The sequence below is a fragment of the Providencia sp. PROV174 genome, assembly GCF_028480685.1.
Taxonomy (GTDB): domain Bacteria; phylum Pseudomonadota; class Gammaproteobacteria; order Enterobacterales; family Enterobacteriaceae; genus Providencia; species Providencia rettgeri.
In genome coordinates this window covers 293752-318191 of sequence record NZ_JAMPOT010000008.1, presented here as the reverse complement: position 1 = coordinate 318191, position 24440 = coordinate 293752, and the positions used below count along the sequence as shown (strand labels likewise).

Genomic DNA, 24440 nt, shown 5'->3' with positions numbered 1-24440 from the left:
TTAATTATTGCTTGTGTTGATGCATGTCAATTAACCCTTATTTTTATAAGGCTACTATCTAATTACTATAAGAATACTAAGTAATTCAATTTATAATAATTAATAAGGTAGCAATGTAATGATCAATAAAATCAGGGAAAAAGCGCTGAGTCGGCGACAGTTTATTCAGGCTTCTGCCTCTGTCGCTACGACAACGGCTATCGTCAGCTCCATCTCACTACCTTTTTCCGCTCAAGCAACACCAACCATCACAATCCAACCCGATGAAGTCAGCGAAAAAATCAAATACAGCGCATGCTTAGTCAATTGTGGCAGTCGCTGCCCACTCAAAGTACATGTAAAAGATGATGTCATTACTCGTATATCGAATGAAACCATGTATGACGACACACAGTTTGGTTTGCACCAAATACGCCCTTGTTTAAGAGGGCGTTCTGTTCGCTGGAAAACCTATAACCCAGACCGCTTGAAATACCCGTTATTGCGTACAGGTAAACGGGGAGAAGGAAAATTTAAACGGATCAGTTGGGATGAAGCCACGACGATTGTGGCACAAAAACTGCGCTCAACCATTGATACATATGGCAATGAAGCGATTTATTATCAGTATGGTTCAGGATCTACCGGTGCTAATTTACAAGGGCGTAATGCCTGTAAGCGGTTACTAAGCCAACTCGGAGGGTTTCTTGACCAACATGGAACCTACTCGACTGCACAAATAAACGGCGTTATTCCATATGTTTATGGCAAGTTGGATGATTCACTGTTGTCTGAAATAGCCAATAGCGATTTAGTGGTGATGTTTGGCCATAATATCGCGGAAACACGGATGTCCGGTGGCGGCCAATTCTACGAAACCCTAAAAGCATTAGAAAAAAGCCAAGCTAAAGTCATTATTATTGACCCGCGTCGCACCGATAGCGTGACAACGCTAGGCGCTGAATGGATCCCGATTTATCCGGGTACTGACGGTGCGCTTGTGGCTGCGATTATCCATACATTGATTAAAGAACAATTAACAGATGAAGACTTTCTAGCGAAATACTGTGTGGGTTGGGATAACCAGACACTCCCTGAGTCCGCAGCCAAAAATGGCTCATATAAGGATTATATTTTAGGGCTAGGTGATGATGGTATTGAAAAAACACCGCAGTGGGCTAGCCAAATTACAGGCGTCTCACCAGTTCGAATTATTCAACTGGCTCGTGAGTTAGGTAATGCGAAAGCCGCGTGGATTTCTCAAGGTTGGGGATTACAAAGGACGGCATCGGGTGAACAAGCTGCACGGGCTGTGATGATGTTACCGATTGTCACGGGGCACATTGGACGTCCAGGAACGAATGCCGGAGGATGGGGAGGAAACGTGGCGTATTCTGTGCCAGGTTTTGCTATTCCAAACCCAGTTAAAACCAAGATTCCGTGTTTTATGTGGACAGATGCGATTGTGCGTGGAACCGAAATGACTGCGACAAATTCAACTCTGTTGGGTAAAGAACGTCTTGAAACGAATGTGAAATTTTTATGGCACTATGCGAGTAATGTCACGGGTAACCAACATTCTGACCTAAACAAAACCCACAAAATTCTAACAGATGAGTCTTTATGCGAATTTATTTTGGTGTGGGATACGCATATGACGGCATCGACTAAATATGCGGATTTAATTTTACCTGATGTGACCAGTGTTGAATCAAATGATTTAATTAATAACTCATATGCCAGCGGTGCTTATCACTATGCTATTCGCCTACAAAATGCGATTACCCCATTATGGGAGTGTCGCCAATCTTATGATGTTTTAACTGATATTGCTGAAAAACTGGGTATTAAAGACCAATTTACCGAAGGTCGTACTCATGAGCAGTGGATAGAACATTGCTATAACCTGATGCGAGAAAAAAATCCCCATTTGCCCTCGTTCGAAGAAACGAATGACATGGGAATTGTTGATAGAAAATTGGCAAACAGTGCAGATTATATAGCATTAAAACCATTCAGAGATTCACCTGAAACCGCGCCATTGCCAACACCATCGGGTAAAATTGAAATTTATTCAGAAAGGCTCGCTAAGATAGCGAAAGAGTGGGAATACCCTGCTGACCAGCGGATCCCTGCTGTACCTGAATATTGTGTAAATACTGAAGGCGTTGAAAATAAGCAAGCTAAACAAAAATATCCACTGCAAATGACAGGCTATCATGATAAAGGCCATGCGCATTCTTCATATTTTAATATTGCAATGCTGCGCGAAGCCGTTCCTCACCAGTATTGGATTAACCCAATTGATGCGTCGGCTCGTGGCATTCAGGATGGTGATATTACTGAAATTTTCAATGACCGTGGGCGTATGCATATTAAAGCAAAAGTGACGGAGCGCGTATTACCTGGTGTGATTGCAGTCCCGCAAGGTGCTTGGCGAGAAGTCAATGAGGAGGGGGTCGATATTGGTGGTTGTATTAATACACTAACGACACAACAGCCTTCCGCTCTTGTTAAAGGAAATCCACAACATACTAACTTAGTTGACGTGAAACGTGCATAAGGAGTGACGAATGAAACAGTATGGTTTTTATTTTGACTCAACAAAATGCACAGGGTGTAAAACGTGTCAGGTGAGTTGTAAGGATGAAAAAGACCTTGATTTAGGGCCTAAATTTCGTCGGGTATACGAGTTTGGTGGTGGAGCATGGCAACAACAAGAGGGGATATGGCAACAGAATGTTTATAACTACTATCTATCGATTTCCTGTAATCATTGTTCTAACCCAACCTGTGTTGCGGGATGCCCAACTGGTGCGATGCACAAACGTGAACAAGACGGACTAGTGGTGGTCGACCAAACCATTTGTGTGGGATGTCGCTACTGCGAGTTACGTTGCCCATACGGTGCACCACAGTATGACGAAAAGAAAAAATTGATGAGTAAATGCGATGGATGCTATGAACGCGTCGAAAAAGGGATGAAACCCGTTTGTGTTGAATCTTGCCCACAACGCGCATTGGACTTTTATGATATCAACATCCTTCGCGAGCGCCATGGCAATATTAGTGGGATTGCTCCCATGCCAAACCCATCTCTTACTAATCCTAATATTGTCATTAAGCCGCATAAAGATGCTAAACCTTGTGGTGACAAGAGCGGGAAATTACAAAACCCAGCAGAGGTATAACATGCACGAACTTCCACTCGTTTTTTTCACCGTATTGGGGCAATCGGCAGCAGGTTTATATTTATTGGCGTATGCGAGCCGAAAACTGGGGATGTTGAGCGAGAACCAATTGCGTCATACCAATATAGCGGCATTTGTCATCATGATCATTGCGCTAGTCATTGGTGGATTACACGTTGGGCAGCCTCTACGCTTCTTTAATATGCTTTTAGGCGTAGGCCGCTCACCAATGAGTAATGAAGCTTTACTCAGTGGTATTTTTGTCGCTTTTGGGGCTGCAACTTTATTATTCACCTTATTGATTAAAAATAAAGTGTTGAGTGAACTGTGTAATATTGCCACGGTGATTTTTGGTTTGGCATTCGTATGGTCAATTCCTCAAGTTTATAATATTGCCACAGTAGCCAATTGGTTTACTGTTTTCACGACATTACAAATGTGGATGACACTGTTAGTGGCTGGTGGCGCGTTAGCCATTCTATTCGGCGCTCAGCGGTTAGGGGCGATGGCATTTTTGATTGGTTCAATTATTATTTTTGTTACTCGCGCGGCTTATGTATCATTTTTAGGCGAGACAGGGCCAGAGATTAGTGCCGAGCAAGCTGGTTTTTGGAGCTTCCAATTAGTCGTCTTAGCGGTGATGTTGTTTGTTTATCCGGCTCTGCTATATCGAGGAAGAAATTCATCCGTACTATTAGGCCTATGTGCGCTAGCGGTTATTTTAGCCGAGTTATCTGGCCGAATTGCCTTCTATAATTTATGGCAAATAACAATGTAATCGCTTGTTAACTACCATGATAATAAATGCCTATGACTTGATTGCCATAGGCATTTTATCTTTATGGCTTACGCGCAACTAAAATTGCACGTAGTGGTGCGGGGTAACCTTCGATAGTTTTAGTTTTATCATTGGGGTCTAAAAATTCAGCTAATGAATCTGTTTTCATCCATTGTGTGCGGCGTTGCTCTTCCAAAGAAGTTACTTCTTGGTCAACAATTCGGACATCGACAAAACCACATTTCTCTAACCAAACTTTGAGCATTTTAGCGGAAGGAATAAAATAGACATTACGCATTTGGGCATAGCGCTCACCGGGGATCAAACACTGAAACTCATCCCCCTCAATAACCAGGCTCTCTAAAACCAATTCTCCTTCGCTGACTAATTGGTTTTTAAGTTGCCATAAATGGTCGAGTGGTGAACGGCGGTGGTAAAGTACACCCATTGAGAACACAGTATCAAATGCTTTCAATTCAGGTAGTTGTTCAATACCTAAAGGTAACAAGTGGGCACGTTGGTCATCGCCTAATAGCTTTCTTACTGCTTCAAATTGGCATAAAAATAATTCCGTTGGGTCTATCCCAACGACAAATTTGGCCTCTTGCCCTAACATACGCCACATATGATAACCGCTGCCACAACCGACATCTAAGATATAACGGTCTTTTAGTGATGAAATATGGGGGAGTACGCGATCCCATTTCCAATCGGAGCGCCATTCAGTATCAATATTGACACCATAGAGAGAAAATGGACCTTTGCGCCATGGCATTAATTGTTGAAGAATATTATTTAAGCGCCGAGTTTCGCCTGCAGTGAGCTCGGGTTCACGTGTCGCTGTCACGCTATGACGTAAATCCAAATCAGTAGGAACCATAATTGGCAGGTTATCTAGCATTTTTTCCCATGAAGAAAAGCCACCATGTAACCCTTGCTTTTTCCATTCTGAAAGTTGTGCTGGAAGCGTTTCAAGCCAATGACTTAGCGGGCCAACGGCAATTTGTTGGTAAAAACGACCAAAATCAATCATGCCTAGACCTCTTTGATGGCTAACAGTGAACCAAAATTAAAGCACTGGAACCAAACTTCACAGTGAGTAAAACCGGCACTTTTTAAACGAGCTTTATGTGCATCAACAGAATCTGTGAGCATTACGTTTTCTAACATGCTACGTTTTTGGCTGATTTCTAATTCGCTATAGCCATTTGCTCGTTTAAAATCGTGGTGCATATTGAATAATAACTCACCGATTTCTTTGTCTTCGAAGTTAAACTTCTCGGAAAGGACTAAAATACCGCCGGGTTGTAGCCCTTGATAAATTTTACTGAGTAATAATTGGCGATCATCTGGGTTGAGAAATTGTAAAGTAAAATTGAGCACAACCATGGAAGCATTTTCGATATTTACATCACGAATATCACCTTCTATAACGTCAACCGGTGTATCCGCCCGATAGGCATCAATATGGCGTCGGCAACGTTCAACCATAGCAGGAGAGTTATCAACAGCAATAATTTTGCTTTTTTCTACTGTAATATTACGCCTTATAGATAAGGTTGCTGCACCTAAAGAGCAGCCTAAATCGTAAACATGGCTGTTGGGTTTGACAAAACGACCCGCTAGCATGCCAATCATCGTAATAATATTAGAGTACCCTGGAACGGAGCGTTGAATCATATCAGGGAATACTTCAGCCACTTTTTCATCGAATTGCCAGTCACCAAGGTTAGCGATAGGCGCAGAGAAAAGGCGATCTTTTGAGGTTGGATCTGAGTTTGACATAAGTTCTGTATTAAGCAAAAACAAAAGTAGTAAAGGATTGTATCAGAAAGGCTGTCTACTGAAAATCAATCCATAAGCAATGAAATAATGAGCGGCACATTAATAACACGTGCCGTTACAGAGAGTAAAAACTATAGATTAAATGAAACGATTTGCAGCCAAGGTAGGTAATACGTATTGGCGATAACCATCAGTGCCATTGCAAGGTAAGTTGCGACCATGCCTGAACGGCGATATGAGTAATCGTGATTTTTCAAACCATAAGAGTGCAGTATTCGACCAGCAATTAAGATCAGGCCACAAATATGAATCATCCACACTTGTGCGCCATTCATTTCCATTAAAAGCAATAAAATTAATGAAATGGGAATGTATTCGATGGCATTACCATGAACGCGGATTGCGGTTTGCAACTCATAAAAACCGCCATCACCATAAGCTATACGGTATTGATTACGCAGCTTCACAACATTTAAGGATAATCTAAGCAGCAGTAAGGCACCCAGTACAGCATACAAAGAGCTGACCATTTTTTACTCCACCATAAAACGAATCAAACTATGAAAACACCTAAAAATATAAGTTATAGTAATGGGTATTAACAATATTTTGTGAATTGTAAATCCTAAAAAGCCGTTAGACAAATGAAATCACAACTTTTTTTTGGGTAATCCTAACGCGCTATTTGATCAAACCTTCTTTCTTTAAGCGAGTTAAAATAGTCACCGCCGTGGTTGAGCAGCGTGGTAAATCGTCAATACTAAACCAATCTAGTTCAGCAATCTCAGCGGCAGGGTGTGGCTCACCTTGATAGTCTGCAAAGTAACAACGAATGCGGACTTGCGTTCCATCTGTTTTTCCATCAGCAGGGCCAATAAACTCACCATAAAACCGGATAGAAGCGACATCTAGCTCAAGTTTTAATTCTTCGGTAATCTCACGGCAGAGTGCTTGTTCATCAGTCTCACCTTGCTCACGTTTTCCGCCGGGGATGTAAAACAAACTTTTATTATGGGAACGTACCATCGCAATTTTGTGATCTGATAAGGTAATTAACCCCAGTTTATCAATGATTTTAGCACTCATAATATGGTCACTCTGTTATTTAACGATGATAAGAGAATTATTGCTGTAAGTGAGTCATTAAGTAAAATGATAAAATTACTTAATGACTTAAATTATATTGTTTAAAAATTATTTTTTCTCAACGATTTTTACCAATTCATAACGAATACTTGGCGCATCAGCGGGTGGGTTTGGTACATCAAATTGCTTCACTTGCAAGGTATAAGAGAAGCCTGGTTGGTATTCGAAGCCTTGAATTGAACTATAAAAAAGTTGCCAGTCATCACTTGGGTTTTCTTTCACTTTCATGCACTTCATTGGGGCAACTCCCATACAATCAGCAAGTGAAGAATCAATGTAAAAAGTTTTTGTATTATCAGTCTCTGCGGGTTTCATGTTTTGGCATCCAGCGAGTAGTACGAACATGGAAGTGGCAAGTAAAAATTTTTTCATGGGCAATCCTTAAACTGCAGATGGTGATTAATTCAGCGTTGTATCTGTATGTTGTGATTATAGCAAACTGAAAAAGGTAACGATTCTGAAATAGAAAGATTTATAATTAAAGAGGTATTTATTAATCAATAGTTGAATTGGAAAACATTAAGTGATGTTACTTTGCTCAAAAAGACATCGAACTAATAAAATAAACCTCTGCTGCAATATGTACATGGTGCGGATAGTCCCTTAAAATCGATAGGATCATCGTGATAGACGTCTATCTCGCCATTCAATTTTATTATTGTTGATTAGCACGACAATAATTGATGAAAATATGATTAAAAACAAAATGGTTTACGTGTTATGTAGAATACGTAACTATTTGTCTAACAGAATTTCCTGTATAATGTCTGCCTTTTTGACATTCTGAATTTTCAGCTCAATGTTCAGCAAAATGCCAAATTTCCGCAGCAAGCAAATGCACAACAAGCTGAGTAAAAGGATATTGTATGCGTACTAATTATTGTGGGCAGTTAAACATCGCTCACGAAGGCCAAAAGGTCACTCTTAGTGGATGGGTAAACCGCCGCCGCGATCTAGGTGGTTTGATTTTTATCGATATGCGTGACCGTGAAGGTATCGTGCAAGTTTTCTTCGATCCCGATCGTAAAGACATATTTGAAAAAGCGTCAGAGCTGCGTAATGAGTTCTGTATCCAAATCACAGGGACAGTACGCGCACGTCCAGATAGCCAAAAAAATAAAGATATGGCAACGGGCGAAATTGAAGTATTTGCTGAAGAACTGAATGTTTTCAATAAGTCAGAGCCGCTGCCATTAGATAGCAACCAAACGAATACAGAAGAGCGTCGTTTAAAATATCGTTATTTAGATTTACGCCGCCCTGAGATGTCTGAGCGTCTGCGCACACGCGCCAAAATCACCAGTTTTGTTCGTAATTTTATGGATAACGAAGGGTTCTTGGACGTTGAGACGCCAATGCTAACCAAGGCAACACCGGAAGGTGCTCGTGACTACTTAGTACCAAGCCGTGTTCATAAAGGTAAATTCTACGCATTACCGCAATCACCACAATTGTTTAAACAATTACTGATGATGTCTGGTATTGACCGTTATTACCAAATCGTAAAATGCTTTCGTGATGAAGATTTACGTGCAGACCGCCAACCTGAATTTACCCAAATCGATGTTGAAACCTCATTCATGACCGCAGAGCAAGTGCGTGAAATTATGGAACGTATGATCCGTAATTTATGGTTAGAGGTAAAAGGGGTTGATTTAGGTAACTTCCCAATCATGACCTTTGCAGAAGCTATGCGTCGTTATGGTTCAGATAAACCAGACCTACGTAACCCAATGGAGTTAGTGGATGTTGCGGATATCGTAAAAGATGTTGAATTTGCGGTGTTCTCAGGCCCAGCGAACGACCCGAAAGGCCGTGTTGCGGCTCTGAAAGTCCCAGGTGGCGCTGCTATGACGCGTAAGCAAATCGACGAATATGGTCAATTTGTTGGTATTTATGGTGCGAAAGGTTTGGCTTGGATGAAAGTCAACGAACGCGCTCAAGGCCTTGAAGGTATTCAAAGCCCAGTCGCAAAATTCTTGAGCGAAGACGTGATTAACCAATTACTAGACCGTACAGGTGCAGTTGATGGCGATATCTTGTTATTCGGTGCGGGGGCAAAAAATGTCGTAACCGATTCAATGGGTGCATTACGTTTGAAAGTCGGCCGTGATTTTGAATTAACCAATTTAAATAGCTGGCAGCCACTGTGGGTGATTGATTTCCCAATGTTTGAAGATAATGGTGAGGGCGGGTTAACTGCGATGCACCATCCATTTACTTCTCCTAAAGATTTTTCACCTGAAGAATTGGCAAATAAACCTGAAGAAGCCGTTGCTAATGCGTATGATATGGTCATCAATGGTTACGAAGTTGGTGGTGGTTCAGTACGTATTCACCGCAATGAAATGCAACAAACAGTATTTAGTATTTTAGGCATTAATGAAGAAGACCAACGCGAAAAATTTGGCTTCTTATTAGATGCATTGAAATATGGTACGCCACCACATGCTGGCTTAGCATTTGGTCTTGACCGTTTAGTGATGCTGTTAACAGGAACCGATAATATTCGTGATGTTATTGCTTTCCCGAAAACAACAGCGGCAGCGTGTTTAATGACGAATGCTCCAAGCCATGCGAACCCTGATGCATTGACGGAGCTCGCTATCGCCGTGGTTGCGAAAGACGAAGAGTAAGCTCAATGAAAAAATATAAGCGCCCGGAATCGGTATTAGTCATTATAGTGGCTCAAAGTAGTGGACGGGTGCTTATGTTACGACGTAAAGACGACCCAGACTTCTGGCAATCAGTGACTGGAAGTTTGGAGCCTGATGAAACGCCGTATGAAACGGCATGTCGTGAAATAAAAGAAGAAACAGGTTTTGAGGTTGAACAAAACCAGCTGCAAGATTTATCGCACAGTATCATCTTTGAAATTTTCCCGCATTTCAGGCATCGTTATGCACCTGATGTGAGCCATTGCAAAGAGCATTGGTTTAAATTGGTGCTAAGCGAAGAACAAATACCATTACTGACGGAACACAGTGAATATCATTGGTTAGCCCCTGAGGAAGCGGCTAAGTTAACGAAATCATGGAGTAACGGTCAGGCTATTTTAGAATTTGCTAATTAATTATTGTATTGACGTTTTTGGAGATATTTCATGGCAGGTCATAGTAAATGGGCCAATACCAAACACCGTAAAGCAGCCCAAGATTCTAAGCGCGGTAAGATTTTCACAAAAATTATTCGTGAGCTGGTCACCGCCGCACGTTTAGGTGGTGGTGATACCGGTACTAACCCACGTTTACGTGCCGCAGTGGATAAAGCATTATCAAATAACATGACTCGTGACACCTTAAACCGTGCAATCGCACGCGGTGTGGGTAATGATGAAAATGATAATATGGAAACCATCATTTATGAAGGTTATGGTCCTGGTGGCACAGCCGTGATGGTTGAGTGCTTAAGTGACAACCGTAACCGTACCGTATCTGAAGTACGCCATGCATTCACTAAAACTGGCGGTAACTTAGGAACAGATGGTTCAGTATCCTATTTATTCACCAAACGTGGTGTTATTACTTATGCACCGGGTGTCGATGAAGATGCATTGATGGAAGCAGCACTTGAAGCCGGTGCTGATGATGTTGAGACTTATGACGATGGTGCTATTGATGTTTACACCACGTTTGAAACGTTTGGTACGGTAAAAGATGCATTAGACGCAGCTGGCTTTACCAGTGAGGCGGCTGAAGTTTCGATGATCCCATCGATTACCGCAGAGCTTGATGCAGAAACCGCACCAAAATTAATGCGTCTTATCGATATGTTAGAGGATTCAGACGACGTTCAAGAAGTTTATCACAACGGTGATATTTCTGACGAAGTCGCTGCCACACTGTAAATAGTGAGGCACTAAATGACAGCATAGTCATTTAGCATAATCCGCGTAGAGAAAGCGGGCTGGCGCAGCCTGTTTTCTCTAACGCCTTCTACTCTTTCCTTTCCTTTATCCGCTATACTTTATTTTATATCAATGAGCTAACTCGCTTTTAGTTTTTATCAGTGATTCAAATAGCTATTTAGTTGAAATTGATAGTATTATGAAATGGATAGTATTATGAAGCTTATTAGAACAACTTGATCAATATAAAGAGGTATAGATAAATTTATATGGCGATTATTTTAGGTATTGACCCCGGTTCTCGTGTTACGGGATACGGTGTTATTCGCCAGCAAGGCCGGCAACTACTGTATTTAGGTAGTGGGTGTATTCGTACACAAGTTGATGATTTACCAAGTCGTCTGCAACGAATTTACGCGGGTGTCTCGGAAATTATCACACAATATCAACCGGATGTATTATCCATTGAACAAGTATTTATGGCGAAGAATGCGGATTCAGCATTAAAACTTGGGCAAGCTCGAGGCGCAGCTATTGTTGCTGCTGCAAACATGAATATACCCGTATTTGAATATGCAGCTCGTCAGGTCAAACAAACGGTTGTAGGTACGGGGGCCGCAGAAAAAAGCCAAGTACAGCATATGGTTAAATCAATTCTAAAATTGTCAGCGAGCCCACAGTCTGACGCAGCAGATGCTTTGGCAATTGCGATTACACATTGCCATTTCAATCAAAATCTTTTAAAAGTTGGCGATCCACGGTTAGTTTTAACTCGTGGACGTTTAAAATAGAGAGTTTATCTTAAACAGAATTGCTTATTAATAAATAGCGTGTAGCTGGATATGCATCCAGCATTTTTTGTGGTATAAACAACAGTATTGATGATAATAAACCAACCTGCTCAAGGTTTAGTTAGTAATAGAGGGCTTCAATGTGATAGGTCGTTTACGTGGTATTGTTTTAGAAAAGCAACCTCCAATCGTATTATTAGAACTACAAGGTGTCGGTTATGAAGTCCATATGCCAATGACTTGTTTCTATGAATTGCCCGAAATTGGTCAAGAAGCGATTGTTTTTACTCACTTTGTTGTTCGTGAAGATGCCCAGTTACTATATGGTTTTAACGATAAGCAAGAAAGGGCGTTATTTAAAGAGCTGATCAAAGTAAATGGTGTTGGCCCCAAATTAGCTCTTGCGATTTTATCCGGTATGTCTGCTCAACAATTTGTTTCCGCGATTGAACAAGAAGCGATTGCATCATTGGTTAAATTACCTGGAATTGGCAAGAAAACCGCAGAACGCTTAGTGGTCGAAATGAAAGACCGCTTTAAAGGACTCAATGGGGATTTATTTAATCCAAACAGCGACATTAATCTGCCAAATGTAAACAGTAAAGTTCCCAATATGGCCGATATTGAAGCAGAAGCTGCCGCTGCATTGATTGCTTTAGGGTATAAACCACAAGAAGCAAGCCGAATGGTAAGTAAAGTTGCAAAACCGGATAGCGATTCTGAAACATTGATCCGTGATGCCCTTCGTGCCGCACTTTGATTGAGAGAATTTTAATATGATTGAAGCTGATCGCCTAATAACTGCTGAAGTATTACAGTCAGATGAAGAAGCTATTGACCGTGCGATCAGGCCAAAGCTATTGAATGAGTACATTGGTCAGCCTCAGGTTAAAGACCAAATGGAAATATTTATTCAAGCAGCGAAAATGCGAGGCGATGCGCTTGACCATCTGCTCATCTTTGGTCCTCCAGGGTTAGGAAAAACCACTCTAGCAGGGATTGTTGCAAATGAACTCGGTGTTAATCTGCGTACCACTTCAGGGCCCGTATTAGAAAAAGCAGGCGATTTAGCTGCCATGCTAACTAATTTAGAGCCCCATGATGTCCTATTTATTGATGAAATCCATCGATTATCTCCAGTTGTTGAGGAAATACTTTATCCTGCAATGGAAGATTACCAACTCGATATCATGATAGGTGAAGGGCCTGCGGCGCGCTCGATTAAAATTGATCTTCCGCCTTTCACATTAATTGGCGCAACGACTCGTGCAGGGTCGCTCACATCACCATTACGTGATCGCTTTGGTATTGTGCAACGCCTAGAATTTTATCAAGTTGATGATTTACAACATATTGTCAAGCGTAGTGCCCAATATATGGGGTTAGATATCACCGAAGAAGGGGCGCTACAAGTTGCGATGCGTTCAAGGGGAACTCCACGTATCACCAACCGTTTGTTACGTCGTGTACGGGATTTTGCTCAAGTGAAAGGTGATGGTTCGATTAATGGGCTAATTGCTAACCAAGCTTTGGACATGCTAAATGTCGATGCTGCAGGTTTTGATTATTTAGATAGAAAGCTTCTAGTTGCTATCATTGATAAATTTATGGGTGGTCCTGTTGGTGTTGATAACCTCGCCGCAGCCATTGGAGAGGAGCGCGAAACTATAGAGGATGTTTTAGAGCCTTATCTTATCCAGCAAGGTTTTATTCAGCGTACCCCTCGAGGTCGAATGGCGACGGTTCATGCATATAACCACTTTGGTTTAACGCCTAAAGAAATTTAATTATATTAAATGAATAAATATGGCCCCAACATTGTTTTCAATGTTGGGGCCATTTGCATTAAAAATAGTATGTAATAACTGAAATTATGTATCTTAAAGCTTAAATTAATTTTTCGCTTTTATTGCTAAGCTAAGTACAAATAGAATAGCCGATACCAACACAACTGACGGCCCAGCTGGGGTATCGTAGAAAGCAGAGAGAGTGAGCCCCCCGGTTACAGCAATCATACCAATTAAGACAGCGATGAAGGCCATTTGCTCAGGTGTTCGAGCAAAACGCCGAGCCGTTGCTGCTGGTATAATCAATAAAGATGTAATAATTAATGCCCCGACAAACTTCATTGCGATACCAATTGTTAGTGCGGTAACTAACATCAGTAATAAGCGCAGTCGTTGAATATTAATCCCATCAACAAAAGCAAGTTCAGGGCTAACCGTTATCGACAAAAGTGCCCGCCAACGATAAAAAAGCAACCCGCAAACGACAATAACGCCAATAAAAATCGTTATAATGTCTTCATAGCTTACTGAGAGTAAGTCACCAAATAAGTAAGCCATTAGGTCAACGCGAACATTAGCCATTAAGCTAACAACGACTAAACCTAAAGACAGCGAACTGTGTGCCATAATTCCCAGTAAAGTATCAACGGCAAGTTGTGGGCGCTTTTCTAGCCAAACTAAAATTAAGGCTAGTAGCAAGGTTACAGCAATAACGGCATAGAATGGGTTGATATTTAATAGAAGCCCAAATGCAACTCCTAATAATGAAGCATGAGCTAGCGTATCGCCAAAATAGGACATTCGGCGCCACACTACAAAAGAGCCTAGAGGACCTGCCGCAATGGCAAGTAGCATGCCTGCTATCCAGCCAGGTAATAGTAACTCAATCATGTTTGCAGTCCTTGCTGTGTTGGTGACCAACAATAATATTACCTTCTAAATCATGTTGATGATTATGTTGATGGCGGTATACACCAAGTTGTTGAGCACCGCGATAACCAAACATTGCGACAAATTCTGGGTGGTTTGAAACAACATCGGGCGCACCAGAACAGCAAATATGGCCGTTAATGCAAAGTACTTTATCTGTTTTTGCCATCACGAGATGCAAGTCATGGGAAACCATTAATACAGCGCAGTTAAGCTCAGTTCTTAATTGGTTGATTAAGTCATATAGTGCAACTTGGCCTGTAATATCAACGCCTTGAGCTGGTTCATCAAGTACGAGGAGATCCGGTTTATTGAGTAGGGCACGAGCCAGTAAAACACGTTGTGTTTCACCGCCTGATAACTTTTGCATCGGTTGTTCAAGTAAATGCGTTGCTTTGACTCTTTCGAGTGCAGGTAATAAATGCTCTTTACGAACACCAAGTTTTAATAACATAAAACGTTTAACAGTGAGGGGTAGCGTCGTATCCAAATGAAGTTTTTGTGGAACATAGCCAATAGCGAGAGAAGAAGGACGCGTAATAGTACCTGATGTAGGGGCAAGTAGCCCGAGTACAACACGTACAATTGTTGATTTTCCAGCTCCATTCGGGCCTAAAAGGGTTACGATATCACCTTTATTCAGTTCAAAGGTAACATCATTGAGAACCTGTTTTTCGCCAAATGAAACAGAAATCTTATTTAAAGTCAGTAATGGTTGCATGTGAAAAACATCTTGCAGAATTCATGTTGTGTTATATTATAACATTTCAAAATCAAAATCACGGAAAAAGACTGCTATGATACATAAATCGAAAAACATTGCCTGCAAATTTCTTTTTGGGGCGGTGGCGAGCTCCGTATTAAGTGCAACAATGGTATCAGCTGCGAATGCTGATGTTGTGGCTTCAATTCGCCCACTGGCCTTTATTGCCGCGGGAATTGCTGATGGTGTCACTGAGACACAAGTTTTATTACCAGACGGTGCTTCGCCCCATGATTATGCACTTAAACCTTCTGATTTGAAAAAAATTAAACAGGCTGATTTATTCGTATGGGTTGGTCCTGATATGGAAATGTTTTTACAGAAGCCAATCAATACATTACCGCAGAATAAACGCCTAGCATTGGCTGAACAGAAAAATATTAAGCCACTTCTTATGGCAGAGTCCCATGAAGATGAACACGACCATGAACATGGAGATGAAGCTAATCATGACAAGGATCACGAACATCATCACCACGGTGAGTATAATATGCACATCTGGTTGTCTCCAGAAATTGCAAATTTTGCTGCACAAGACATTTATGAACGTTTAGTAGAGCTTTATCCTGATCAAAAAGATAAGCTAGACGTAAACCTTCGTAAATTCAAAGAAAATATGACGCAAAATGATCAGAAAATTGCTAGTATTTTGCAGCCAGCTAAAAACAAGGGTTATTTTGTTTTTCACGACGCTTATGGCTACTTTGAAAAACACTATCAATTAGCTCCATTGGGGCACTTTACGATAAACCCAGAAATACAACCTGGCGCGCAGAAATTACATCAAATACGAACACAATTGGTTGAGCATAAAGCGCAATGTGTTTTTGCTGAGCCGCAATTCAGGCCTGCTGTGATTGAAAGTGTAGCACGTAATACGGGGGTGAAAATGGGAACTCTCGACCCACTAGGAATTGGGCTGGCAATAGGGCCGGATAGCTACATGCAGTTTTTGACTCAATTATCAGAGCAATATGCCAGCTGCCTGGATTAAAAATAGAAGGAATTGTTTAGTGCAGCAAATGGCCAAAAGTCTGGCTCAGGTATACGGTAGCCTGTCTAGAACACACAAAATTGTATTAAGTACGCTCACTGTAGCGACTATGGCCGTCGCAATTTGGCGGCCAGTTCATGTACCAACAACTGCTGAATATGATGGTACACCGGATACCATCATTCCGCTCTCATTATTACCTGCAAGTGATGCTACCGACGATATAATTCAAGACAGTAGTGAGCAGCTACCCGATGAAGGCCTCGCTGATACCGAAGCAGAAGCCGTAGAGACGGGGGGCGTGGCTGCGCCTCTCGTCCATGAATATGTGGTTGCAAGTGGTGATAACTTAACGACTATTTTAACTCAATTCGGTATTGAAGCTGGTGATGTTGCAACACTATCTAATCAACATAAATCACTGAGAAATCTGAAGATAGGCCAGTCATTAAATTGGTCGTTAAGTGATCAGGGTGAGTTAGAGTCATTAACATGGGAAGTTTCTCGCCGTGAGACCCGCGTATTTACCCGTGTTGGGACGACAAACAAATTTGAAGAAGCTAAGCAGATTCGCGAAGGTGAATGGACTAACAGTGTTTTAAAAGGTACGGTTGACGGTACATTTGCACAAAGCACAAATAAAGCGGGCTTAACACGCAATGAAGGCCGTGAGGTAATTAAAGCCTTACAATGGCAGGTTGATTTCAAAAAATTGAAAAAAGGCGATAAGTTCAGTGTATTAATGAGCAGGGAAATGCTTAATGGTCGCAGTGAACAGAGCCAACTTATTGGTGTTCGCCTACAAACGAATGGGAAAAGCTATTATGCTTTTCGTGCTGAAGATGGGCGCTATTATGACAGCGAAGGAAACGGGTTAGAACGTGGTTTCTTACGTTTTCCAACTGCTAAGCAGTTTAGAGTCTCTTCACAATTCAACCCTCGACGAGTTAACCCAGTTACTGGGCGCGTAGCACCGCATAAAGGTGTGGATTTCGCAATGCCTGTTGGCACACCCGTACTTGCTGTTGGTGATGGCGAAGTGATTGTTTCAAAATACAGCGGCGCTGCAGGTAACTTTATTGCAATCCGTCATGGTCGCCAATATACAACTCGTTACATGCACTTACGTCAATTATTAGTTAAGCCAGGCCAGAAAGTTAAGCGTGGTGATCGCATTGCGTTATCGGGCAATACTGGGCGTTCGACTGGTCCTCATCTACATTTTGAAATGTGGGTAAATCAACAAGCGGTAAATCCACTCACCGCAAAATTACCAAGTTCTGGTGGTTTAACAGGAAAAGAGCGCAAAGAATATTTAGCGCTAGTGAAAGAAACGAAACCACAACTCAAGCTACAGTAATTTAAGTTTCTATTTTTATCACTGGCAGGTACTTGTATCTGCCAGTTTTCTTTGTAATGCTCCCGTAAACTATTATTATAAGCTATAGAAAGATGGCTATTATTCACTTGAGTACAGCATGAATAAAGATCAAGACACTGATAATAAAAAAGGCTATGTGCCAACTTTTCACCGTTCTTACCTGTTACCTAAGTATTGGGGGGTGTGGCTAGGAGCTGGTGTTTTAGCGGGGTTGGCTTTCATTCCGGTTAAGATCCGTGACCCTTTACTTGCTAAAATAGGAAAATGGGTTGGGCGACTTGCTAAAAGTGGCCGTCGTCGTGCCAAAATTAACTTACTCTATTGTTTTCCGGAATTGACAGAACATCAACGAGAAGAGTTAGTTGACCGCATGTTTGAAACCGCACCGCAGTCCTTTGTTATGTTGGCAGAGTTATGTCTTCGTGGTGCGAGTAAAACGCTAGCTAGGACACATTGGCATAATCAAGAAATTTTAGAGCGCTTAAAACAGCAGCAAAGTAATGTTATCTTTATGGTTCCTCATGGCTGGGCTGTTGATGCGCCAGCCATGCTATTAGCAGCAAAAGGCCAGAAAATGGCTGCAATGTTTCATCACCAAAAGAACCCTGTTGCCGATTATTTATGGAATAAAGCAAGATACCACTTCGGTGGGCGCTTGCATTCAAGAGAGGCGGGGATTAAGCCTTTTATCGCTTCTGTTAGGCAAGGTTATTGGGGCTTTTATCTTCCTGACCAAGATCATGGTGAAGAGCATAGTGAATTTGTTGATTTTTTTGGCACATATAAGGCGACATTACCTGCTATTGGTAGGCTAATGAAAGTTTGCAAGGCGAAAGTTGTACCGCTATTTCCCGTTTATGATCATAAAACGCACCAATTGCATATTTATATCCGCGAACCAATGGATGATATCGATGGGAAGGATGATAAGTACATCGCACGAAGAATGAATGAGGAACTGGAATATTTGGTTTCTCCGAATTTAGAACAATACACATGGATATTAAAGCTATTAAAAACGCGAAAAGAGGGGGAGATAGAGCCTTATCAGCGTAAAGATCTCTACCGTTAGTGTTTAGTTTTACAGAATAGTGTTTAAGCCATTACTTTTTAAGTAATGGCTTTTTTTATTTAAAAGTGTGTATTTATAGAAATATACGCTTGATGACGGGGGATTTTAAAAAACGGTACACGATTATTCATAACAAAAATTTAGGATAGTACATTAGTAATTTATAGATGTTTCATTCATTTTTTGAGCTGTATCTAATTTTTGTAAAGTCTTGATAAAAATGAGAAGAACAAAATTCAAATTAACTTATTGATTTACATGTTAATTATAAATTTTGCATTAGATGTTCATAACTTACATGACAGAAAGTTAAGTACAATATAAGGAAGATATGCTTAATAAACATGATAAAAGAGCAAAAAAACTTATGTATTCGTTTAATTAACAATAATTAAGTTGAGGTATGCTAAAATGTTTTGGACGGTAGAGTTTAATCTTAAGCTCGGAGGTCAATTTGATACATGAGTAAGGAAATGAGAACAATTTGATAATTTTTTTTTTAGAAAAAGTGGTGGTCGCTATCCTAAGCATTAATTATAGAATGAACGAGGGTTCATATTATTACTTACCTAACATCTGATAAACTAGAACTGATAAATATCAAACCGTATCGTTTTAAGTAATTATTAGCAGTAATTAGTCTGCGTTACATCAATCATGAAATTAAGTCTTAGTATATATACTAAATTGACTTTATTTCAATATCTGTATTGTGATATTCCTTTTTATTTATCCAATGTAAAGCCAACTATGCAGTAGATAATATTATAAAGTCATCGTTAAATGACTAGCCAATTATGGTTATTATTTGTATGCATTATAAAAATTATTTTTGTTTAATATTTATGAGGTTGTTAATTTTTTATTTAATAATAATAATTTATTTTTATTTGAAATTAAATATGCTAGGGGTGATTTTTTTATTTACATTCTTACTTTGTTGTTTTTTTTAAATTTAAACTTAAATTATTTATTGATTATTTCTATTCATGATGTAGTAAGTGTAAAAACTATATTTTAAATATAAAATTAATCTTTATATTAAAAATCATTCCTTACATACTAAAAAAAAGAACTTAAATAATTTTAAACATATGGGTAAATACTAAGCATTATGTATAATCACTTATTAACGATTATAAAATATATTGCTATATTTTAATTATATAATAAAAATGACTCCCAGATTAATACTTGGAGACTCTATGGAAAAAACTCGAACAACGTTAGATCAATGGATAACTCTACAGGCAGTAGTTGACTACGGTGGTTTTGCTCAAGCAGCTGAAATTTTGCATAGGACACAGTCATCAATTAGCTACACCATTAGTAAATTAGAGCAAACATTGGAAATTGAAATATTTTCTTTAGAAAAACGCCGTGCAGTATTAACTAAACAAGGAGAGCAGCTATTAGCGCTATCGAGAGAGGTAACAAATAAAGCAATTTCATTAGAAGAGGTTGCTAAATCATTAAATTATGAAGGAAATAATAAAATTAATATTGTTATTGATTCACTATATCAAAGTGATGAAATACTGAAAAAAATTGGGAATTTAAGTCGCTCCAAAAAGGATTATGATATTGATTTAAAAAGCATTTTATTAAAAAAAACAGATGTTTTCGGAGTTAAAAATTATGATTTATTAATTACTCACCATTACGTTGAGTCGTTAAACCCTATATTCCTCGAGCAAGTTGAGGCGGTGTTTGTAACCAATCCAAATCATAAGCTTCAACATTGCCATGCTGATAATAAATTGAAATTAATGGAAAAAACAACATTGATTGCTTTGGAATCTACAGAGATGGATGGGATAAAAAACATCCAAACTATTCATGTTCCTAATGTGGATTTAGCAATTCAATTAGCTGAGAATTCGATTGGATATTTATGGTTACCAAAAAATTTAGTCCAGAAGGAATTGAATAATAATTCATTAAAAGAGCTGAAAACAGCAAATAACAAATCCTTCTATAATTTCTACATGTATATGAATAAAAATTCAATGGCTAATGAAATTTTAAGATACTACCTAATTGATAATGAAAAAAATAAATGAATGAGTCAATTAATGAATAATTAAAATCAAACATAAATATTTTAGATGTCATTTTAAAAAATTCAATGTATCCATTAGTTAACTTAACTAAAGGTAAATGGTATATTTCTTTCGAACACCTAATATGAATAATTGATTTATTCATATAGTAGTAATTAAGAATTAAAAATTTATATTATAGGAACTATTATGAGTATTCTAAAAAAATCCCTAGCAGTAATAGGGGTTGCTTTAGCTGTAACATCTGCGCCAACTGTTTTTGCTTCAGGTACAATTAATTTTACCGGGGAAATAACTGACATAGCTTGTACAGTTGATAGCAACTCAAAAAACTTAAATGTTGACCTTGGAAAGGTATCAGCTAAAAGTTTATCTTCACAGGGTGAAGTGGCAGGATTGAAAGACTTCACGATTAAACTTGTTGATTGTCCAGCAAACTCAAAAGTTACTGTACGCTTTGGTGGTACACGTGATACTGCAGACCGGGATATTCTTGCCATTAACCAAGGTGCAGGTGTTGCAAATAATGTCGGTATTGCTTTATTTGAAAAAGACGCAACAACACAAATCAAATTATTTGATGATTCAAAACAAATTGAATTCGATGGTGCAACAGTAGATTTAGATTACGTAGCTCGTTATAAAGCAACTGGCGTAGCAACTGCAGGCCCTGCTAATAGCAGCGCAGTGTATAGCATTCAATATCATTAATTAATTGGAGGGTGACAATAGTTGCCCTCTTTTTCACATCAATATCATGGCTGTTTTATGAAAAAAATATTTTTTTCAATCTGTATATATTTATTTTCTATTTCTAACATCTCTCATGCGTCAGGTATTAGTGTAGGTGGAACGCGTTTTGTCTATGAAGAAAACAAACGTGAAATTGACATCCCGATTTTTAATAGTGATAAAGAAAAACCATTTTTAATTCAAAGTTGGGTTTCTCCATTTAATGGTGAGGGTAAAGCACCATTTATTGCTACACCACCATTGTTCCGTATTGAACCAGATACAAATGGTTCAGCGAGGATCTCATACATAGGTGAACCTATAGGTTCAAATGAAGAAAAAATTTATTTGCTTAATATTAAATCAATACCTCCGAAAGATAATAGTATTGAAAATGAGTTACAAATAATTATAAATTCACAATTTAAATTATTTTTAAGGTCGAAGGATATTGAACCCTTTGATTTTGAAAAGGTTAATTTAGTTGAAAAACCAGATGGAATTATGATTGATAACCAAACACCATATCATTTATCAATCAAAAATATCCTCATCAATGGCGTGGTCATTGATGGTGCTAGCTTAATATACCCATTTAAAAATGACTACATTCTTAAGAAAAAAACAAATAATGGTGATTCAATAGTTATTCAGTTTATTAATGACTATGGCGCTATCATAGAGAAAAAAACCAAGTAAGAGTATCTAAGATGTCAGTTCTCTATACCAAAAATAGGCTTATGTGTTCTAAAATTTTTACTACGATCAGCTTAATATTGTATGCCAATAATACAATTGCTGAAGATATATTTGATATTAATGCCATCAACACAGGGATTGAAAGTCAAGTTGCCGATGTGAATAGCTTGGGCTATTTGTCTTCCGCAGGTGGGCAATTGCCAGGTGATTATTTTGTTGATATTTATATTAATGATCAACTGGTAGATAATAAGAATATTACATTTTTATTTGATGATAAAACTAAGAGGTTACTCCCTGAAATAACAAAAAAAATGCTACTAGAGTGGGGAGTGAAAAACTCAGCAAGCGAAAAATTCTCAGTAATTGAAAATGATGAATACTTGAAAGATATTGCTCAAATTATTCCTAGCGCTAATTATCAATACAAATTCGAAATCCAACAATTACAAATAAGTATTCCTCAAATTGGATTAGAAAATACTAGCCGAGGTTACGTTGAACCAAAAGAATGGGATGATGGAATTAATGCGGCATTTGTTAATTACACTGCAAGATTTAATAAGCATTGGTACCAAAATAGAGACAACAGAGATAACACATTCTTAGGTTTAAGAAGTGGTATTAATATAAATGCTTGGCGTTTACGTAGCTATAGCACATATAGTAATACAACAAATGAAACAAATTGGAATAATTTACAAACCTATATAGAACGAGATATCAGAAGTTTAAAAAGCCGATTAACGATTGGTGAAACATCCTCTGATAATGGTGTGATGGAAAGCAATCCTTATCGTGGAATAAGGTTAGCTTCCGATGAAAGTATGTTGCCCCAAAGTGAAAGGGGTTTTGCACCGACAGTGACAGGAATTGCACAATCAAATGCGATTGTTACTATCAGGCAAAATGGTAATGTGATTTATCAAACAACTGTACCACCTGGTGAGTTTTCAATTAATGATCTATATCCAACTTCATACAGTGGTGACCTTGAGGTCTCCATTGAAGAAGCTAATGGAACCATCCGATCTTTTATTCAGCCGTTTTCAGCAGTCCCCATGATGCAAAGAGCAGATGCATTAAAATATAGTGTGGATATTGGTAAATATAATGTTGATAGTGCACGACGTAAACCAAATTTTGCGCAAGCATCAGCAATTTATGGGTTACCATATAACTTATCCGCTTATGGAGGTTTTTTAGTTTCCCAAGACTATCAAGCTTACACAGTAGGTACTGGAATAAATTTAGGTAATATTGGTGCGATATCGGCAGATATTACACAAGCATCAACACAATTGATTGATAAAAAGAAGGCAGAAGGCCAATCGTACCGAATTCAGTATTCAAAATATATTCCAGATACAGGCACTTCTTTTTCTTTAGCATCATATCGCTATTCAACAAAGAATTATTATGACTTCTCTGATTCGAATAATTACTTTTATAACATCGGTCGGAAAAAACAACAGTTTCAAGCATCAGTATCCCAATCACTTAACGGAATAGGTTATTTATCAGTGAATGGTTACCAGCAATATTACTGGGATAAAAGTGGTTCAGATAAAAATTTAACAATGAGTTTTAGTTCTAATTATAATTCGATGAATTACAGTGTTGCTTATTCTTATACAAAGCAAGATTATTTAAATACCAATGACCAGATGCTGTCATTAAATTTAAGTATTCCTTTTGATTTAGGGCGGAGAAATAATTGGATCAATTATAGCTATAATACCAGTAAAAATGGCGACTCTATTAGCTCATTGAGTTTTAATGGTACGCAATTAGAAGATAATAATTTGCAGTATGACCTTACGCAAAGATATAACCACAGCCATGATGAATATAGTAGTTCCGTTAGTGCAAACTATATCGTTTCATCAGGGGAATACAGTGCAGGTTATAATTATGACCCTAAATATCATTCTGTCGATCTCGGTGCAACAGGAGCGTTATTACTGCATTCTGGAGGGTTAACGACATCACGTACTATTCATGATTCTGCAGTGCTGGTAAAAGCTGAAGATATTGATAATTTAAAAGTGAATAATGCGCAGTCGCTCTATACTAATTCTTCAGGATTTGCCGTAATCCCTACGGTTACACGCTATGAACGAAATAAAATTAGTGTCGATACTGCAACATTAAGTGGTAATAATGATGTTGCTATTAATACAACAACCGTCGTTCCTACTCAAGGAGCTATTGTATTAGCTAATTTTCAAGCAAAACGCGGTGCTAGAGTATTACTAAAACTGCAGTATGCAGGCAAACCCATTGCATTTGGCACACAAGTTTCTGTTATAGAAAATGAAGAGCAAGTGACAGGGGGGATTGTTGCAAATGATGGGGAAGTTTATTTAAGCGGTGTTCCAGCGCAAAGTACCGTCATTGTAAAATGGGGTAATAGTCATAATCAACAATGTACAGTTCCACTTTCATTATCGTTAGAAAATGAAAAAATTCAGTTTATAGAACGAACTTGTGAATAGGAGT

Annotated in this window: 23 protein-coding genes; 16 read left to right on the top strand and 7 right to left on the bottom strand. The window is 38.9% G+C overall.

The window, feature by feature from the left end:
• The first annotated feature begins 118 nt into the window (after positions 1-118).
• From PSE60_RS07240 to PSE60_RS07230, 3 genes are read left to right on the top strand one after another with little or no spacing between them, the layout of a single operon-like run.
• Positions 119-2542, top strand: coding sequence for a DMSO/selenate family reductase complex A subunit (locus PSE60_RS07240; RefSeq protein WP_272664985.1), 2424 nt, complete (start codon positions 119-121; stop codon positions 2540-2542).
• Between the two features lie 10 nt (positions 2543-2552).
• On the top strand, positions 2553-3170 hold the full coding sequence (locus PSE60_RS07235; RefSeq protein WP_272664984.1) for a DMSO/selenate family reductase complex B subunit: 618 nt from the start codon (positions 2553-2555) through the stop codon (positions 3168-3170).
• 1 nt (position 3171) lies between these two features.
• Positions 3172-3948 carry a dimethyl sulfoxide reductase anchor subunit family protein gene (locus PSE60_RS07230; RefSeq protein ID WP_272664983.1) on the top strand — a complete coding sequence of 259 codons (777 nt, stop codon included), beginning with the start codon at positions 3172-3174 and terminating at the stop codon, positions 3946-3948.
• A gap of 61 nt (positions 3949-4009) precedes the next feature.
• On the opposite strand, the gene cmoB is transcribed toward PSE60_RS07230, so the two are convergent.
• The 5 genes from cmoB to PSE60_RS07205 form a co-directional block, all read right to left on the bottom strand.
• Entirely contained in the window at positions 4010-4981 is a 972-nt protein-coding gene (cmoB, locus tag PSE60_RS07225; protein ID WP_210835603.1) for a tRNA 5-methoxyuridine(34)/uridine 5-oxyacetic acid(34) synthase CmoB, read from the bottom strand.
• Positions 4982-4983: 2 nt separating this feature from the next.
• Positions 4984-5733: a carboxy-S-adenosyl-L-methionine synthase CmoA gene (gene cmoA, locus PSE60_RS07220; protein ID WP_210835605.1), complete on the bottom strand. Its 750-nt coding sequence runs from the start codon at positions 5731-5733 to the stop codon at positions 4984-4986.
• 131 nt (positions 5734-5864) lie between these two features.
• On the bottom strand, positions 5865-6263 hold the full coding sequence (locus PSE60_RS07215) for an MAPEG family protein (protein WP_004255048.1): 399 nt from the start codon (positions 6261-6263) through the stop codon (positions 5865-5867).
• Between the two features lie 151 nt (positions 6264-6414).
• Positions 6415-6819 carry an NUDIX hydrolase gene (locus tag PSE60_RS07210; protein ID WP_272664982.1) on the bottom strand — a complete coding sequence of 135 codons (405 nt, stop codon included), beginning with the start codon at positions 6817-6819 and terminating at the stop codon, positions 6415-6417.
• Between the two features lie 108 nt (positions 6820-6927).
• A complete protein-coding gene (locus tag PSE60_RS07205) occupies positions 6928-7251 on the bottom strand; it encodes a DUF4377 domain-containing protein (protein ID WP_210835609.1) in 324 nt (107 codons plus the stop codon).
• A 494-nt stretch (positions 7252-7745) separates the two neighbouring features.
• On the opposite strand from PSE60_RS07205, the gene aspS reads away from it, so the two are divergent.
• From aspS to ruvB, 6 genes are all read left to right on the top strand, one after another.
• Positions 7746-9515 carry an aspartate--tRNA ligase gene (gene aspS, locus PSE60_RS07200; RefSeq protein ID WP_272664981.1) on the top strand — a complete coding sequence of 590 codons (1770 nt, stop codon included), beginning with the start codon at positions 7746-7748 and terminating at the stop codon, positions 9513-9515.
• A 5-nt stretch (positions 9516-9520) separates the two neighbouring features.
• Positions 9521-9952 carry a dihydroneopterin triphosphate diphosphatase gene (gene nudB / locus PSE60_RS07195; RefSeq protein WP_272664979.1) on the top strand — a complete coding sequence of 144 codons (432 nt, stop codon included), beginning with the start codon at positions 9521-9523 and terminating at the stop codon, positions 9950-9952.
• A 30-nt stretch (positions 9953-9982) separates the two neighbouring features.
• Entirely contained in the window at positions 9983-10726 is a 744-nt protein-coding gene (locus PSE60_RS07190) for a YebC/PmpR family DNA-binding transcriptional regulator (protein WP_210835615.1), read from the top strand.
• A gap of 269 nt (positions 10727-10995) precedes the next feature.
• Positions 10996-11517 (top strand): crossover junction endodeoxyribonuclease RuvC, encoded by a 522-nt coding sequence (gene ruvC, locus PSE60_RS07185; RefSeq protein ID WP_272664978.1) that lies wholly within the window; start codon positions 10996-10998, stop codon positions 11515-11517.
• Between the two features lie 142 nt (positions 11518-11659).
• Entirely contained in the window at positions 11660-12277 is a 618-nt protein-coding gene (gene ruvA, locus PSE60_RS07180; protein ID WP_210835616.1) for a Holliday junction branch migration protein RuvA, read from the top strand.
• 16 nt (positions 12278-12293) lie between these two features.
• A complete protein-coding gene (ruvB, locus tag PSE60_RS07175) occupies positions 12294-13304 on the top strand; it encodes a Holliday junction branch migration DNA helicase RuvB (RefSeq protein WP_272664977.1) in 1011 nt (336 codons plus the stop codon).
• 105 nt (positions 13305-13409) lie between these two features.
• On the opposite strand, the gene znuB is transcribed toward ruvB, so the two are convergent.
• Together znuB and znuC are read right to left on the bottom strand one after the other, a co-directional pair.
• On the bottom strand, positions 13410-14195 hold the full coding sequence (znuB, locus tag PSE60_RS07170; RefSeq protein WP_115167306.1) for a zinc ABC transporter permease subunit ZnuB: 786 nt from the start codon (positions 14193-14195) through the stop codon (positions 13410-13412).
• Positions 14188-14955 (bottom strand): zinc ABC transporter ATP-binding protein ZnuC, encoded by a 768-nt coding sequence (znuC, locus tag PSE60_RS07165; RefSeq protein WP_004910688.1) that lies wholly within the window; start codon positions 14953-14955, stop codon positions 14188-14190. Before znuC ends, znuB begins: the two co-directional genes overlap by 8 nt.
• Before the next feature lie 76 nt (positions 14956-15031).
• Here znuC and znuA point away from each other — a divergent pair, with 76 nt between their 5' ends.
• From znuA to PSE60_RS07130, 7 genes are all read left to right on the top strand, one after another.
• Positions 15032-15991, top strand: coding sequence for a zinc ABC transporter substrate-binding protein ZnuA (znuA, locus tag PSE60_RS07160; protein WP_210840342.1), 960 nt, complete (start codon positions 15032-15034; stop codon positions 15989-15991).
• A gap of 19 nt (positions 15992-16010) precedes the next feature.
• Positions 16011-17351, top strand: a complete 1341-nt coding sequence (gene mepM / locus PSE60_RS07155) for a murein DD-endopeptidase MepM (RefSeq protein ID WP_210840341.1) — start codon at positions 16011-16013, stop codon at positions 17349-17351.
• Between the two features lie 118 nt (positions 17352-17469).
• Entirely contained in the window at positions 17470-18444 is a 975-nt protein-coding gene (gene lpxM, locus PSE60_RS07150; protein WP_272664976.1) for a lauroyl-Kdo(2)-lipid IV(A) myristoyltransferase, read from the top strand.
• A gap of 1205 nt (positions 18445-19649) precedes the next feature.
• Positions 19650-20507: a LysR family transcriptional regulator gene (locus tag PSE60_RS07145; protein ID WP_272664974.1), complete on the top strand. Its 858-nt coding sequence runs from the start codon at positions 19650-19652 to the stop codon at positions 20505-20507.
• 189 nt (positions 20508-20696) lie between these two features.
• A complete protein-coding gene (locus PSE60_RS07140) occupies positions 20697-21218 on the top strand; it encodes a fimbrial protein (RefSeq protein ID WP_272664973.1) in 522 nt (173 codons plus the stop codon).
• A 57-nt stretch (positions 21219-21275) separates the two neighbouring features.
• The gene (locus tag PSE60_RS07135; protein ID WP_272664972.1) at positions 21276-21938 is read left to right on the top strand and encodes a fimbrial biogenesis chaperone; all 663 of its coding nucleotides are present in this window, start codon (positions 21276-21278) and stop codon (positions 21936-21938) included.
• A gap of 11 nt (positions 21939-21949) precedes the next feature.
• On the top strand, positions 21950-24436 hold the full coding sequence (locus tag PSE60_RS07130) for a fimbria/pilus outer membrane usher protein (RefSeq protein WP_272664970.1): 2487 nt from the start codon (positions 21950-21952) through the stop codon (positions 24434-24436).
• Positions 24437-24440: the final 4 nt, after the last annotated feature.

What these genes read in the sequence shown, in the direction of transcription:
- PSE60_RS07240 (WP_272664985.1), top strand. Translation starts at nt 119, where the DNA reads ATGATCAATAAAATCAGGGAAAAAGCGCTGAGTCGGCGACAGTTTATT.
- PSE60_RS07235 (WP_272664984.1), top strand. Translation starts at nt 2,553, where the DNA reads ATGAAACAGTATGGTTTTTATTTTGACTCAACAAAATGCACAGGGTGT.
- PSE60_RS07230 (WP_272664983.1), top strand. Translation starts at nt 3,172, where the DNA reads ATGCACGAACTTCCACTCGTTTTTTTCACCGTATTGGGGCAATCGGCA.
- cmoB (WP_210835603.1), bottom strand. Translation starts at nt 4,981, where the DNA reads ATGATTGATTTTGGTCGTTTTTACCAACAAATTGCCGTTGGCCCGCTA.
- cmoA (WP_210835605.1), bottom strand. Translation starts at nt 5,733, where the DNA reads ATGTCAAACTCAGATCCAACCTCAAAAGATCGCCTTTTCTCTGCGCCT.
- PSE60_RS07215 (WP_004255048.1), bottom strand. Translation starts at nt 6,263, where the DNA reads ATGGTCAGCTCTTTGTATGCTGTACTGGGTGCCTTACTGCTGCTTAGA.
- PSE60_RS07210 (WP_272664982.1), bottom strand. Translation starts at nt 6,819, where the DNA reads ATGAGTGCTAAAATCATTGATAAACTGGGGTTAATTACCTTATCAGAT.
- PSE60_RS07205 (WP_210835609.1), bottom strand. Translation starts at nt 7,251, where the DNA reads ATGAAAAAATTTTTACTTGCCACTTCCATGTTCGTACTACTCGCTGGA.
- aspS (WP_272664981.1), top strand. Translation starts at nt 7,746, where the DNA reads ATGCGTACTAATTATTGTGGGCAGTTAAACATCGCTCACGAAGGCCAA.
- nudB (WP_272664979.1), top strand. Translation starts at nt 9,521, where the DNA reads ATGAAAAAATATAAGCGCCCGGAATCGGTATTAGTCATTATAGTGGCT.
- PSE60_RS07190 (WP_210835615.1), top strand. Translation starts at nt 9,983, where the DNA reads ATGGCAGGTCATAGTAAATGGGCCAATACCAAACACCGTAAAGCAGCC.
- ruvC (WP_272664978.1), top strand. Translation starts at nt 10,996, where the DNA reads ATGGCGATTATTTTAGGTATTGACCCCGGTTCTCGTGTTACGGGATAC.
- ruvB (WP_272664977.1), top strand. Translation starts at nt 12,294, where the DNA reads ATGATTGAAGCTGATCGCCTAATAACTGCTGAAGTATTACAGTCAGAT.
- znuB (WP_115167306.1), bottom strand. Translation starts at nt 14,195, where the DNA reads ATGATTGAGTTACTATTACCTGGCTGGATAGCAGGCATGCTACTTGCC.
- znuC (WP_004910688.1), bottom strand. Translation starts at nt 14,955, where the DNA reads ATGCAACCATTACTGACTTTAAATAAGATTTCTGTTTCATTTGGCGAA.
- znuA (WP_210840342.1), top strand. Translation starts at nt 15,032, where the DNA reads ATGATACATAAATCGAAAAACATTGCCTGCAAATTTCTTTTTGGGGCG.
- lpxM (WP_272664976.1), top strand. Translation starts at nt 17,470, where the DNA reads ATGAATAAAGATCAAGACACTGATAATAAAAAAGGCTATGTGCCAACT.
- PSE60_RS07145 (WP_272664974.1), top strand. Translation starts at nt 19,650, where the DNA reads ATGGAAAAAACTCGAACAACGTTAGATCAATGGATAACTCTACAGGCA.
- PSE60_RS07140 (WP_272664973.1), top strand. Translation starts at nt 20,697, where the DNA reads ATGAGTATTCTAAAAAAATCCCTAGCAGTAATAGGGGTTGCTTTAGCT.
- PSE60_RS07135 (WP_272664972.1), top strand. Translation starts at nt 21,276, where the DNA reads ATGAAAAAAATATTTTTTTCAATCTGTATATATTTATTTTCTATTTCT.
- PSE60_RS07130 (WP_272664970.1), top strand. Translation starts at nt 21,950, where the DNA reads ATGTCAGTTCTCTATACCAAAAATAGGCTTATGTGTTCTAAAATTTTT.